Raw genomic sequence first — 13,440 nt, forward strand, 5'->3', positions numbered from 1 at the left:
GCGCGCTAGACTGTGAAGACGTGAACAGGGGCACGTTGCAGGGCATGCCACGATCGAGTGCATCCAGGCTGGCCGCGCGCGCGCGCCGGCCACGGCGTCTGCGCGCGTTCGCGTGCCTGTGGGCGTGGGCCTGGCTCGCGTGCGCGGGACAGGCGATCGCGCTCGACCCGTCGCTGCCCGCCGACCGCTACACCGTGACCCGCTGGACCGCCGACGATGGCCTGCCGCACAGCCAGGTCCACGACATCGCGCAGGCCGGCGACGGCTACCTGTGGCTGACTGGCTGGGAAGGCACGTCGCGTTTCGATGGCGTGGCGTTCACCGAAGTCGCAGGCCTGCGGCATCCCGACGGGCGCCCGCTGGCATCGCGCATGCTGTGGCGCGACGCCGAAGACGGGCTGCTGGTCGGCCTCGACTCCCTCGGACTGATGCGGGTGGCGCCGACGGGCGAGGTGGCGCCGGCCTGCGCAGGCACGACGCTCCAGGCCGTGGCGCGCCTGGCCGCCGGACGCGATGGCCGGCCGTGGGTGGCCGCCCGGGACGGCCTGTTCCGGCTTGCGCCCGATGGCCGGTGCACGCAGGTCGAGGGCGGAGCGGAGGTGGCCGCCCTGTCGCCGCTGTCGCTGCTGGCACGCGAGGACGGCAGCCTCTGGATCGGCCATGCGCGCGGCCTGTCGCGCTGGCACGCGGGCCGGATCGAACCGCTGGGCGAGCAGCTGGGCCTGCCGCGGGGCGAAGTCCGCGCGCTCACGGCCACCGGCGATGGTGATGTCTGGATCGCCGGAGACACCGGTGTCTGGCGGCTGCGCGCAGGCCGGCTGTCGCGCCAGCGGCCCGAGCGCGCGGAGGCCCTGCTGCAGGATGGCCACGGCGCCCTGTGGGTGACGGGCACCGAGAGCGTGGTGCTGCGCCACTGGCGCGGCCGGTGGGAGCGGCTGGATGCCCGCCACGGGATCTCGGGCTATGCCACCGGCGCGTTGTTCGAGGATCGCGAGGGGCTGGTCTGGTTCGGCACCACCCATGGCCTGTTCCGGATCGCCGACGGCCCGGTCTGGGGTTTCGGCGAGCGCGAAGGCCTGCCCACCGACTATGTGCGCAGCGTCCTGCAGACGGCCGACGGCCAGGCCTGGATCGGGCATTCGCTGGGCCTGTCGCGGATCCGCGACGGCCGGCCCGAGACGGTGGTGCTGGCCCCGGACCAGCCCCCGGCCTCGGTGCTGTCGCTGGCGCGCGCCGGCGACGGCGGGGTGTGGGCGGGTACCTACAACCGCGGCGTGCTGCGCGTGTCCGCGGGCCGGCCGGCGATCGCACGCGCACTGCTGCCCGCATCCGCCCCGCTGTCCACCGCCCAGGTGCGCGCGCTGCTCGAAGCGCCCGACGGCACCCTGTGGATCGGCACCGAGCAGGGGCTGGCCGCGTGGCGCGACGGTGCGCTCGACCCCGACCCGCTGCCCGGGCTGCCGCGCCTGCCGGTGCGCGCGCTGCACCTGGATGCCGACGGCGCGCTGTGGATCGGCCAGCTCGGCGGGCTGGCCAGGCGCGAACCCGGTGGACACCTCGTCGTGCCGACCACCGAAGCCGAATACCCGGCGCTGTCGGCCTTCGACTTCCTGCCCGATCCCGACGGCGGCCTGTGGATCGCGAGCGACCGCGGCCTGGTGCTGCATCGCGACGGCGTGTACCGGCTGTACGGCCGCGCCCAGGGCCTGCCCGGCAGCACCGTGTTCCGGGTGCTGATGGACCAGGCCGGTCACCTGTGGGCCAGCGGCAACCACGGCGTGTTCCGGATCGCGCGCGAGGCGCTGCGCGCCTTCCGGCAGGGGGAATCGGCGCGACTGGACCTGCAGGTGTTCGGACGCGAGGACGGCGTGCCCAGCCGCCAGGCCAACGGCGGCAGCGCGCCGGCGGGCTGGCGCATGGACGATGGCGCGCTCTGGTTCCCGACCGCCGCCGGGATCGCGGTGTTCGACCCGGCGCGGGTGGCGCTGCCGCCGGCGGGCGACGTGCCGCTGGTGATCGGACGCCTGCAGGTCGACGGCATCGATCGCCCGGCGATGGACGGGCACGCGCTGCCGCCGGGGGCGCGGGTATCGATCCGCTACGCCGGGATCAGCCTGCGGCATCCCGGCGCGCTGCGCTACCGCTACCGTATGCATGGGCTGGATGAGGACTGGATCGAGGCCGGGCAGGCGCGCGAGGTGACCTATACCAATCTGCCGCCGGGTCGGCTGCGGTTCGAGGTGCAGGTCGCGCGCGCGCCTGCGGACTGGGCGCATCCGGCCGGCCGCGCGGATCTCACGTTCGATGTCGCCGCGCCGTGGTGGACACGACCGTGGATGGTGCTGCCGGCGCTGTTGCTGGGCCTGCTGGCGCCACTGGGCCTGCACCATGCGCTGGGGCGGCACCAGCGCATGCGGCAGCGTCGCCTGGAGGCGGAAGTGGCGCGTCACACCGCGCGCCTGCGCGAGACCAACCGCCAGCTGGAGGATGCCTCGCGCCAGCGCGAACAGCTGATGGAACGGCTGCTGCACCAGGCCAGCCACGACCCCCTGACCGGATTGCCCAACCGCCGCGCCAGCGACCAGCAGCTCTCGTCCGCCCTCCAGCACGCCGATCTGGTGCACGCGCCGCTGTGCGCGGCGCTGGTCGACGTCGACCGCTTCAGGCACGTCAATGATCGCTACGGCCACCACGTCGGGGACCGGGTGCTGGCGCGGGTCGCGCTGCAGCTGCAGGCCTCGCTGCAGCGGGGCAACGTGTTCGTCGGCCGCACGGGCGGCGAGGAATTCGTGGTGGTGCTGCGCGACACCTGCCGGGACGACGCCGTCGCCCTGCTCGAGCGGGCCCGCGCCGACGTCGCCGCGCTGCGCCTCGGTCCCGACCACGCGGAGCCGATCGCCTGCACCATCAGCGCCGGCGTGGTGGCGCGCACGGGGCAGGAAGGGCCGGACCAGCTGCTGCAGCGGGCCGACGTCGCGCTCTACGAAGCCAAGCGCCTCGGCCGCAACCGCGTGGCCGCCGCGTAGCCTGTCGGTAGCCCGGATAAGCGCAGCGCATCCGGGTGAGCGTCCCATAGTCCGCGCATGTAGAGCGTCGGGCGAAAGCAACGACACCGCGCGTGCACGGCACGCGGACGAGGAAGGCGTCACTCACCCGGGGGTCGCGCGACCCGGATGCGCTGCGCTTATCCGGGCGACGGACTACGGGCTACGGGATGCGCGGTGTCGCGGCTATCGGCGGCGCGCGCGAGCGAAGGCGTCTGCGAGGGCGTTGTCGGCGGGTGGGGCGGACGGCTTCGCAGCGCCGCCTGTGCCGGGCCTGCCGCGGCGCGCCGGTTCGCGGGACCCGCCGTCGTTGCGGGCTGCGCCGTCGCCGCGGTGTCCGCCATCGGCGCGCGGCGGCCGCGGCGCGGGCGCGTCATCCAGGCGCCGGGTCAGGGCGATGCGCTTGCGCGCCACGTCCACCTCCAGCACCTTCACCCGGACGATGTCGCCGGCCTTGACCACATCGCGCGGATCCTTGACGTAGCGGTCGGCGAGCGCGGAGATGTGGACCAGTCCGTCCTGGTGCACGCCGATGTCGACGAAGGCGCCGAACGCGGCGACGTTGCTCACCACGCCCTCCAGGATCATGCCCTCGCGCAGGTCCTTGATGTCCTCGACGCCGTCGGCGAACTGCGCGGCCCTGAATTCCGGGCGCGGGTCGCGGCCAGGCTTCTCCAGCTCGGCCAGGATGTCGCGCACCGTCGGCTCGCCGAAGCGCGCGTCGGTGAACTCGCGGGCCTTGAGCGCACGCACGAAGCCGGCATCGCCGACCAGCGCCTGGATCGGCCTGCCGGTGGCCTGCACGATGCGCTCGACCACCGGGTAGGCCTCCGGGTGCACCGCCGAGGCATCGAGCGGCTCGTCGCCGTCGGCGATGCGCAGGAAGCCGGCGCACTGCTCGAACGTCTTCTCGCCCAGGCGCGGCACCTTGAGCAGGTCGCGGCGGCGCCGGAACGGCCCGTTGGCATCGCGGTGCAGCACGATGTTCTCGGCCACCGTCGACGACAGCCCGGCCACGCGCGCCAGCAGCGGCGCGGACGCGGTGTTGACGTGCACGCCGACCGCGTTCACGCAGTCCTCCACGCGCGCGTCCAGCGCCCGCGCCAGCTTGAACTGGTCGACGTCGTGCTGGTACTGGCCCACGCCGATCGCCTTGGGTTCGATCTTCACCAGCTCGGCCAGCGGATCCTGCAGCCGCCGCGCGATCGACACCGCGCCGCGCAGCGACACGTCCAGCTGCGGAAACTCCTTCGCCGCCAGCTCCGAGGCCGAGTACACCGACGCGCCGGCTTCGCTGACCACCAGCTTCTGCATCTTCAGCTCGCCGCAGCGCTTGAGCAGGTCGCCGGCGAGGCGGTCGGTCTCGCGCGACGCGGTGCCGTTGCCGATCGCCACCAGCTGCACGCCATGTGCGGTGCACAGCTTCGCCAGTGTGGCGAGCGAGGCGTCCCACTGCCGTCGCGGCTCGTGCGGGTAGATGGTGTCGGTGGCGACCAGCTTGCCGGTAGCGTCGACCACCGCGACCTTGACCCCGGTGCGCAGGCCCGGATCCAGCCCGAGCACGGCTTTCGGCCCCGCGGGCGCCGCCAGCAGCAGGTCTTTCAGGTTGTCGCCGAACACCGCGATCGCCTCGGCTTCCGCACGTTCGCGCGCCTGCGCGAACAGGTCGATCACCAGATGCAGGTGCAGCCGCGCCTTCCATGCCAGGCGGCAGGCGCTGCGCAGCCAGGCATCCGCGGCGCGGCCCTGGTCGCGGATGCCCGCGTGCAGCGCCACGCGCCCTTCCGCGTACAGATGGCCGGCGTCGGCGTCGGCGCCCGGGTCGAGGTCGAGGCTCAGGAACTCCTCGCGCCGCCCGCGCAGCAGGGCCAGGAACCGGTGCGAGGGAATCTTCGCCAGCGGCTCGGCATGGTCGAAGTAGTCGCGGAACTTCTCGCCGGCCGTCTGCTTGCCTTCGACCACTTTCGCGCGGACCAGGCCGACCTCGCCCAGCCACGCGCGCAACTCGCCGACCAGCGCGGCGTCTTCGCCCCAGCGCTCGATCAGGATCGCGCGCGCGCCTTCGAGCGCGGCCTTCGCGTCGGCCACGCCCTTGTCCGCATCGACAAACTGCGCGGCGAAGTCCTCCGGCACGCGGGTGGGATCGGCGAGCAGACCGTCGGCCAGCGGCTCCAGACCGGCTTCGCGCGCGATCTGCGCACGGGTGCGGCGCCTGGGCTTGTACGGCAGGTACAGGTCTTCCAGCCGCGCCTTGCTGTCGGCGGCCTCGATGTCGGCACGCAGGGTGTCGTCGAGCTTGTCCTGTTCGGCGATGCTGTCGAGGATCGCCGCACGGCGGTCCTCGAGCTCGCGCAGGTAGGTCAGGCGCACTTCCAGGGTGCGCAGCTGGGTGTCGTCCAGCCCGCCGGTGACTTCCTTGCGGTAGCGGGCGATGAAGGGCACGGTGGCGCCTTCGTCGAGCAGGGCGATCGCGGCGATGGCCTGCTCGGGTTTCGCGCCGATCTCCTCGGCGATCGTCTGCGAAATCTTGCGCGCGAGCGCGGGAGAAAGTGCGGGCATGTGGGCCGTGCGGCTTGCGGCGCAGCGCCGCGGAAGCGCGATTGTGGCAATCGCGGGCGCGGGCAGGAACCCGTTGACAACCCTGCGCCCGCACTGTGCCGACTGCCGCATGGGGTCCGCATCCGTATCCGCAAAGCGTGCTCGCTGCGAACGGGATGCCGGCGCGCGCCGGCCGAAGGCGGGTCGCGTCGCGCGATGCATCCGGCGGACGGCACGCGGCCACCCCGGCGCGCAGTCAGGCCTCGCGCACCACGGTGTCGCCGCGCGCCCGACGGCGCCACGGCAACGGCAGGCTGAGCAGCATGAACGCCAGCCACGCCAGGCGGCTGGAGGGCGACTCGCGGTCCGGCGTCTGCAGTTGCGCATCGGCCGGCCCCGCGTCGTCGTCGATCGCATACTCGCCCGCGTCCATCGCGCGCAGGATGGCGCGCGCGCGTTCGGCATCGGCATCGGCCACGCGCACGCGGGCGCCGCCGATCGCCAGCCGCCACTCCCAGTTCGCGACCGACAGGTGTTCGTCGCCGACGTGCGCGTCGATGCCCTCGGCGACGAGCAGGCCGCGCGCGATCTGCGCTTCGATCGGATCGAGATAGCTGGCGACGGTGGTGAACATGCCTGCGTCCAGGGCGCGCATGCGCCGGTGTGGACGACAGGCTACGCTAGCGCGCGGATGCCGCGGTGAACGCGCGCGCCTCCGCCGCCGGCACGCGCGAGTGCGCGTGCGCCGGAGCGGCGTCCTGTCCACCAGTGCGGTGTCGCGCCGCAGGAACCAGCGTCATGAATCGAGCCACGTCCCTGCCACGTTCCCTGCGCGCCACCGGGCTGGCGCTGGCGCTCGCCATCGCCGGCTGCGGCGGCGGCGATGCACCGCCCACGTCACCGGCTGCCGCGACCGACCTCGCCGCGCCCAGCCGGATCGAGCCCTGGACGCTGCCGCCGACCCTGCCCGGATCGGCCTCGCCCAGCCTGGCCGCGACCCCCGACGGCAAGCTGCTGCTGGGCTGGATCAATTCGCAGAAGGGGCGCCGCCACATATTCCAGTTCAGCACCTTCGCTCCGGACTGGGGCCGCTGGATGCATGCCATGACCACGGTGGCGGTGGGCAACAGCCTGTTCGTCAACTGGGCCGACGTGCCGCACCTGGCGGCGACGCCCGACGGCGCGCTGTGGGCGCACTGGCTGCAGAAGAGCGGCGAGGCGCCCTATGCCTACGACGTGGTGCTCACGCGCTCGCGCGACGGCGGCGCGAACTGGGCCCCGCCGGTGCTGGCGCACGACGACGGCACCCGCACCGAACACGGCTTCGTGTCGCTGTGGCCGCAGGGTGCCGATGCGCTGGGCGTGGCCTGGCTGGACGGACGCCAGACCGCCGCCGCCGTGCAGGGACAGGACGGCCACGACCACGAGCGCGACGCGGGGCAGGGCCACGGCGGCGGGCACGCCGGCGAGGGGGCGATGACGCTGCGCGCGGCCGTGTTCGATGCCCAGCTGCAGCCGCGCGCGCAGGCCGAGATCGACGCGCAGGTCTGCGATTGCTGCCAGACCGCGGTCGCGCTCACCGCGCGCGGGCCGCTGCTGGTCTATCGCGGCCGCCGCGAGGGCGAGATCCGCGACATCCAGGCCACGCGCTTCGACGGCAGCGCATGGAGCACGCCACAGCCGGTGCACGACGACGGCTGGATGATGCCGGCCTGCCCGGTGAACGGTCCGGACGTGGCCGCGGACGGCGAGGCGGTGGTGGTCGCCTGGTATACCGCCGCCGGCGGCGCGCCCGAGGTGCGGATCGCGGCCAGCGCCGATGCCGGCGGACGTTTCGCCGCGCCGGTCACGCTCGACCGGGGCGAGGCGGTGCTGGGCCGCGTGGCGGTGGCGCTCGACGCGCGCCAGGCCTGGATCCTGTGGCAGCGCGAGGAAGCCGGCCGGCAGTCGCTGTGGCTGTCGCGGCGCAGCCCGGACCTGGCGATCGAGCACGAACGGATCGAGATCGCGGCGCCGCGGGGCGAGGGCCGGGCCACCGGGTTCCCGCAGCTGGCGGTGGTGGGCGGCGTGGCGCACGTGGTCTGGACCGACGTGGTCGCGGGTGCGCCGAACCTCGTTGGCGTGCGCGTGGTGCCGGCCGGGTGAGCCCTGGTTGCGACCGTCCCGCCGACGGGACCGCCGCCGCCGCCCGGCTCGAGTTCGCCTGCACGACCGTGCTCGCAACGGGCCTGGCCGGATGCGTTGATGCCGGCGCCGCGGTCCGGGAGATCGCCGATGGCGCGCTGCGGGCGTCGAGCGCCCGCCCGCTTGCAGCCGATCTGCGCCGGCCGCCGCGCGTCGACGGGCGAGCGAACGCATGATCGAGATCCTGCATGCCGACGCGCACCTGGCGGTGGTCGACAAGCCCGCCGGGCTGATGGTGCACGACAGCGCGCTGGCGCGCGGCGAGCACGATTTTCTCGCCGATCGCCTGCGCGAACAGTTCCAGCGCCAGGTGCTGCTGGTGCATCGGCTCGACCGCGCCACCAGCGGCTGCCTGCTGCTGGCCTTCGATCGCGAGACCGCGGGCGCGCTCGGTCGCGCGGTGATGGCCGGCGAGCTGCACAAGGACTACCTGGCCGTGTGCCGCGGCTGGCCGGAGCCGGCCTTCACCATCGACCATCCGCTCGACGGCGGCCCGGGCAAGCCGCTGAAGAAACCGGCCGTGACCCGGTTCGAACGGCTGGCGACCTGCGAACTGGAGCTGCCGTCGGCGGGCTTTCCGACCTCGCGCTACGCGCTGCTGCGTGCGAGCCCCGTCACCGGCCGCTTCCGCCAGATCCGCCGCCACCTCAAGCACGCCTCGCACCACCTCATCGGCGACACCAGCCACGGTGACGGGCGCCACAACCGGCATTTCCGCATGCTCGGCATCCACCGCATGCTGCTGCACGCGCAGCGGCTGCGCTTCGTGCATCCGGCCAGCGGGGCGCCGATGCAGGTGGAGGCGCCGCCGGATGCCGAACTGGTCCGCGCGCTGGCGCTGTTCCCCGTCGCCCCGCGCGCGCCGGACGAATCAGCCGCCGGCTGAGACCTCGGCAGCGATCTCGCGCTGCAGCTGCTCCAGCATCGGCACCACCAGCCGCTGCATCGCGTCCATCGTGTGCTGCATCAGTGCCGGCATCTTCTCGATCATGCGCTGGCCGGCGGGTGTTTCGTAGAAGGCGATGATCGCGTCGATATCCTCGGCGCTGAAGGTGCGGCGGTAGATGTCGCGGTAGATGGGCTCGAGGTTCTCCCATGCCAGCGCCTGGCGCACCGCGCCGGCCGATCGCGCGAGGATCGCCTCCATGCGCTCGCGCTGCGCCTCGTCGAGTGCCTGGCCGTCCACCAGCTGCGCCACCATCTGACGTTGCGAGGCTTCGATCTGCGGCAGCATCGCATCGAGCATCTGGCGCGCGCGGGTCACCTCCAGCAGGCGGTCGATGCGTGCATTGTCGAGCGGAGTCTCCGCGGCGCCGGCGGGTGCGCCGATGCACGGCGCGAGCAGCATCAGGACGGCGAGCAGCAGGGTTCTGTGCGACATTTGGGCGGTCCTGTCCGGTGGCATCCGGCCCAAGTGTAGATGCCGCGCAGGCGATCCCACCCACTTCACCACCATGGCCATCGAGATTCCCGAGAGCGAGATCGTCGAACGCTTCGTCCGCGCCAGCGGTGCGGGCGGGCAGAACGTCAACAAGGTCGCGACCGCGGTCGAGCTGCGCTTCGACGTGGCAGGCTCGCCGTCGCTGCCCGAGCCGGTGCGCGCGCGGCTGCTGGCCCGGCGCGACCGTCGCCTGACCGACGAGGGCGTGCTGGTGATCCAGGCCCAGCGCTTCCGCACCCAGGAACGCAACCGCCAGGATGCGCGCGAGCGGCTGCAGGCCTTCGTCGAGGCCGGCCTGCGCGCGCCGGTGCCGCGCATCGCCACCCGGCCCACGCGTGGCGCGAAGGAGCGGCGCCTGGGCGAGAAGCGTCTGCGTAGTACGATCAAGCAGTCGCGCACCCGCCGCGACTGGGACTGAACACGCGGGCACGGCCAGGGCGTGGGAGGCGCATGACCGCAGGCTACGACGTGGTGCCGCCGCTGCCGCCGAACGTGCCGCGCGTGCGGCCCAACGCCTTCACCCGCTGGCTGGGGCGCACGATCCTGCGCGCGGGCGGCTGGCACGTGGCGGGGACGCTGCCGGACCTGCCGAAACTGGTGCTGATCGCTGCACCGCATTCGTCCAACTGGGATGGCGTATGGGGGTTCGCCGCCAAGCTCGCGCTCGGCTTCGAGGTGCGGGTGCTGGGCAAGGCCCAGCTGTTCTGGTGGCCGCTGGGGCCGCTGCTGCGCAGGCTCGGCGTGATCCCGATCGACCGCAGCGCGCCGCAGGGCACGGTGGGCCAGGTGGTGGACATGATCCGCGCCAGCGAGCGCGTCTGGTACGCGCTCGCGCCCGAAGGCACGCGCAAGCGCGTGGAGCGCTGGAAGAGCGGCTTCTGGAAGATCGCGCACGAGGCGCAGGTGCCGATCCTGCCGGCCTACTTCCACTATCCCGACAGGCGCATCGGCATCGGCCCGCTGTTCCACACCACCGGCGACATGGACGCCGACATCGCCGCGCTGCGCGCCTGGTACGCGCCCTGGGTGGGCAAGCACCGCGGAACGGTGTGACCCGTGCCTCCCGGCGGCGCGGCCGGCCTGCCGCGCACCGGCCGGCGCGCCCGGCTCATAGCGCGCTGCCGCCGAACTTGTGGGTGAACTGCAGGTAGAAACTGCGACCTTCGGTGTCGAACCAGGAGATGTCGTAGTACGGGTACGAGGTGTAGGTCGGATCGGCGGGCGGCATCTCGTCGGTGAGTTGACCACCGACAGCGAGAGGCGCGAGTGGTCGCTGAAGCGGTAGCCGACGTTGGCCGTATAGCGGTAGGTGGCCTCGATCCACGGGCCCGGATCGCCTTCCTCCCAGACCTCGTCGTAGGACCAGCCGTTGGGCAGGCTGCCCAGGCGCCGGCCCTGCAACGAGGCGCTCCACGCATTCTTCTCCCAGCCCGCGAGCAGGCTGGCCTTGGTGCGGGGAATGTCGTAGCCGCTGTTGACCGCGAACTGGTCGACCACCGCCTCGTCCGGATACTCCTGGATCTCGTGGCGATCGACCCAGGTGTAGCCGGCGTTGAGCCGGAACAGGCCGACCGGCGTGTCGAAACGCAGGTTCGAGGCGGCGTCGACGCCCTGGGTGCGCTCGCGCGCGATGTTGATCGGGTTCACGTGCACGCCGTAGATGCTGCCGTCGACCGAACGCGTGATCCGCGCCAGCATGTCGACGCAGGTGGCGGAGTCCGGGTCGGCGCCGTTCAGGCCGAGGCGGCAGTCGCGCTCCCAGCGCATCACTTCGTTGGCGCGCAGGTCCTGCACCTGGTTGCGCATGTCGATGCTGAACCAGTCGAGCGAGACGTCCCAGTTCGCGGTCGGCGACCACACGAGGCCGGCGGTCCAGGAATCGCTGGTCTCCGGCTCCAGGTCGCGGTTGCCGACGCGGCTGCGGATGATCCCTTCATCGCCCCAGCTGCAGTCGTCGTAGCTCTCGGCGTCCGGTTCCTGGGTGTCGCAGCGGTAGAAGTCGGTGACCGAGGTCTCGTCGTTGCCCGGGCCCGTGAACACGTAGTGCAGGTCCGGCGCGCGGAACGCGGTGCCGTAGGAGCCGCGCACCAGCAGGCTGTCGATCGGACGCCACTCCAGGCCGGCGCTCCAGGTGAACTTGTTCGGGTCGCGGCCGGCGAAGCGGTACTGGTCGAAGCGGCCGGCCACGCTCAGGTTCAGCGTCTCGTGCAGCGGCATGCGCAGCTCGCCGGCGAGTGCCCAGCGGTTGCGGCTGCCGGCGCCGTCGGAATCCTTCCAGCTGTAGTAGTAGTACTGCGTCGCCAGCGGATCGGGCTTGAGGTCGTACGACTGGCGACCGAGTTCGGCGGTGGCGGCGAAGCCCGCGGCGCCGCCGGGCAGCGTGAACAGTTCGGCGTTGGTGAGCGTGAACGAGGCGGTCTGGGTATCGGACTCGGGGTGGTAGGTGGTGCGGGCGAAGATGCTGTCGTACTCGGCGCGGGTGAGCGGGGTATACATGCGCTCGTACGGCGCATCGAAGACCGGGTAGCCGTCTTCGTCCACACCAAGCTGCGGGCCGAGAAAGAGATCGTTGGCGCGCGCGGCGACGATCTGCGGCCAGCTGATCTCGGCCCGGTACTGCGAATGCCCCAGCGCCGCCTCGTAGTCCCACGCCTCGCCCAGCCGCCCGGCCAGGCCGGTGGTGACGCTGAAGGTCTTCTGCACGGTGTTGACCATGCCGTTGCGCAGGCCGCCCATCTCCTCGAGCGTGAACTGGCGCTGCCAGTACTCGAGCTGCTCGGTGTTGCGGTTGTAGAAGTAGTCCCACTCGGTGCCGTCGGCGGTCATCAGCGCCCAGCTGCGCGGCGCGCGGAACAGCGACACCTCGTGTCGGCCCGCCTGCACGTCGGCGAACCAGCGCAGGCCGCCGGCGAAGTCGTAGTTGAGCGAGGCGTAGGTGTTGATGCCCTCGCGCTCGCTGATCATGGTGCGGTAGGCCACGGCGCGGTCGCTGCCGCAGTAGTTGCCGTAGTTGCGCCGTTCGGCGTAGTGCATCGTGCCCTCGTTGAGGTGCGAAAGCGCGTTGCAGGTGTCTTCGCCCGGGTCGATGTAGTCGTCCCACCAGTCGGTGATCAGGAAGTTGCGCGGCGGATAGCCGTAGCGCTCCGGGTTCGGCGCGTCGTAGCTGGAATCCTGCTGCGCGCGCTGGAAGCCCCACAGCGGCTGCTGGTTGCGGTATTCGGCGCCGAACACCGCGCTGAAGGCCCCGCGCGACAGGCCGCCGGACACGTTGAGCCGGAAACTCTCGGCATCGCCGCGCTCGGTCTGGCCGAACCGGTAGTCGAGGGTGATGCCGTCGGCCTCCTTCTTCAGGATGAAGTTGACCACGCCCGAGATCGCATCCGAGCCGTAGATCGCCGACGCGCTGCCGGTCAGCACCTCGATGCGGTCGATCATGCCAAGCGGGATGCTGGAGATGTCGGTGAAGTTGCTGCGGCCGCCGAAGGGCATCGGGAAGTCGGCGATGCGGCGGCCGTTGACCAGCACCAGGGTGTGGTTGGGCCCGAGGCCGCGCAGGTCCACCTGCTGCGCGCCGGGCGAGAAGTCGGCGCCGCCGGCCGACTGCTGGCTCTGGGTCTCGCCGCCGTTCTGGGTCAGCGACTGCAGCACGTCGGGCACGCTGGTGAACCCGCCCGCGCGGATGGTCTCGGCGGTGATCACCGTGATCGGCGCCGGACCCTCCACCTGGGCGCGCGGAATGCGTGAGCCGGTGACCTGCACCGTCTCCAGTTCGGCCACCGGCGGCGCGGGTTCGGGCGCGGGCGGCGGCGCGGGCGCGGCGACCGGCGCCGCCGCCGGGCTGGCCTGCGCCAGCATGTCCTGTCGCACCACCACCACCGCGCCGGAAGCGTCGCGCCGCGCGGCGAAGCCGCTGCCGCGCAGCAGCCGGTCCAGCGCCTGTTCCGCCGGCAGCCCGCGCACGCCGGCGGTGTGCACGCCGCGCAGCTGGTCGGCGCGATACACCAGCTGGGTGCCCGACTGCCGCGCCCAGGCATCGAGCGCGGCGGCGAGATCGCCCGCGGCGATGTCCACGCCACCGGGCACGGGCGCCTGGGCGTGGGCGGCGAGCGCCGCGGAACAGGCGAGGACGAGCAGCAACTGGCGCAGCGGGCGAGACGGTGTCAAGGCGGTTCCCCAGGCGGCGCGCGAATCGCGCCCCATGTCAGGTCATGACGAACGAGCCGCGCAAATCCC

The 13,440-nt window shown here is 72.7% G+C and carries 8 protein-coding genes and 1 pseudogene; 5 read left to right on the forward strand and 4 right to left on the reverse strand.

Annotated elements, in window-relative coordinates; genetic code table 11:
• Positions 1-44: 44 nt before the first annotated feature.
• Positions 45-3,026: a diguanylate cyclase gene (locus QFW81_RS05270; RefSeq protein WP_280577565.1), complete on the forward strand. Its 2,982-nt coding sequence runs from the start codon at positions 45-47 to the stop codon at positions 3,024-3,026.
• Between the two features lie 204 nt (positions 3,027-3,230).
• On the opposite strand, the gene QFW81_RS05275 is transcribed toward QFW81_RS05270, so the two are convergent.
• Both QFW81_RS05275 and QFW81_RS05280 read right to left on the reverse strand, forming a co-directional pair.
• Positions 3,231-5,603, reverse strand: coding sequence for a Tex family protein (locus QFW81_RS05275; RefSeq protein ID WP_280577566.1), 2,373 nt, complete (start codon positions 5,601-5,603; stop codon positions 3,231-3,233).
• A 235-nt stretch (positions 5,604-5,838) separates the two neighbouring features.
• On the reverse strand, positions 5,839-6,216 hold the full coding sequence (locus QFW81_RS05280) for a putative signal transducing protein (RefSeq protein WP_280577567.1): 378 nt from the start codon (positions 6,214-6,216) through the stop codon (positions 5,839-5,841).
• Positions 6,217-6,380: 164 nt separating this feature from the next.
• Here QFW81_RS05280 and QFW81_RS05285 point away from each other — a divergent pair, with 164 nt between their 5' ends.
• Complete coding sequence (locus tag QFW81_RS05285) at positions 6,381-7,727, forward strand: sialidase family protein (RefSeq protein ID WP_280577568.1); 1,347 nt, start codon at positions 6,381-6,383, stop codon at positions 7,725-7,727.
• A 211-nt stretch (positions 7,728-7,938) separates the two neighbouring features.
• Positions 7,939-8,652 carry a pseudouridine synthase gene (locus QFW81_RS05290; RefSeq protein ID WP_280577570.1) on the forward strand — a complete coding sequence of 238 codons (714 nt, stop codon included), beginning with the start codon at positions 7,939-7,941 and terminating at the stop codon, positions 8,650-8,652.
• Here the strand turns inward: QFW81_RS05290 and QFW81_RS17660 are convergent.
• Positions 8,638-9,228 carry a DUF2059 domain-containing protein gene (locus QFW81_RS17660; protein WP_331488035.1) on the reverse strand — a complete coding sequence of 197 codons (591 nt, stop codon included), beginning with the start codon at positions 9,226-9,228 and terminating at the stop codon, positions 8,638-8,640. The genes QFW81_RS05290 and QFW81_RS17660 overlap by 15 nt on opposite strands.
• Between QFW81_RS17660 and arfB the strand changes: the two genes are divergently transcribed.
• Positions 9,221-9,625: an alternative ribosome rescue aminoacyl-tRNA hydrolase ArfB gene (gene arfB / locus QFW81_RS05300; RefSeq protein ID WP_280577571.1), complete on the forward strand. Its 405-nt coding sequence runs from the start codon at positions 9,221-9,223 to the stop codon at positions 9,623-9,625. The two genes, QFW81_RS17660 and arfB, sit on opposite strands and share 8 nt — an antisense overlap.
• Before the next feature lie 32 nt (positions 9,626-9,657).
• Complete coding sequence (locus QFW81_RS05305) at positions 9,658-10,260, forward strand: lysophospholipid acyltransferase family protein (protein WP_280577572.1); 603 nt, start codon at positions 9,658-9,660, stop codon at positions 10,258-10,260.
• Positions 10,261-10,315: 55 nt separating this feature from the next.
• On the opposite strand, the pseudogene QFW81_RS05310 reads toward QFW81_RS05305, so the two are convergent.
• A pseudogene (locus QFW81_RS05310) lies at positions 10,316-13,407 on the reverse strand (TonB-dependent receptor domain-containing protein).
• Between the last annotated feature and the right edge of the window lie 33 nt (positions 13,408-13,440).

Origin of the sequence: Luteimonas kalidii, assembly GCF_029887935.1 — a bacterium.
Classification (GTDB): Bacteria; Pseudomonadota; Gammaproteobacteria; order Xanthomonadales; family Xanthomonadaceae; genus Luteimonas; species Luteimonas kalidii.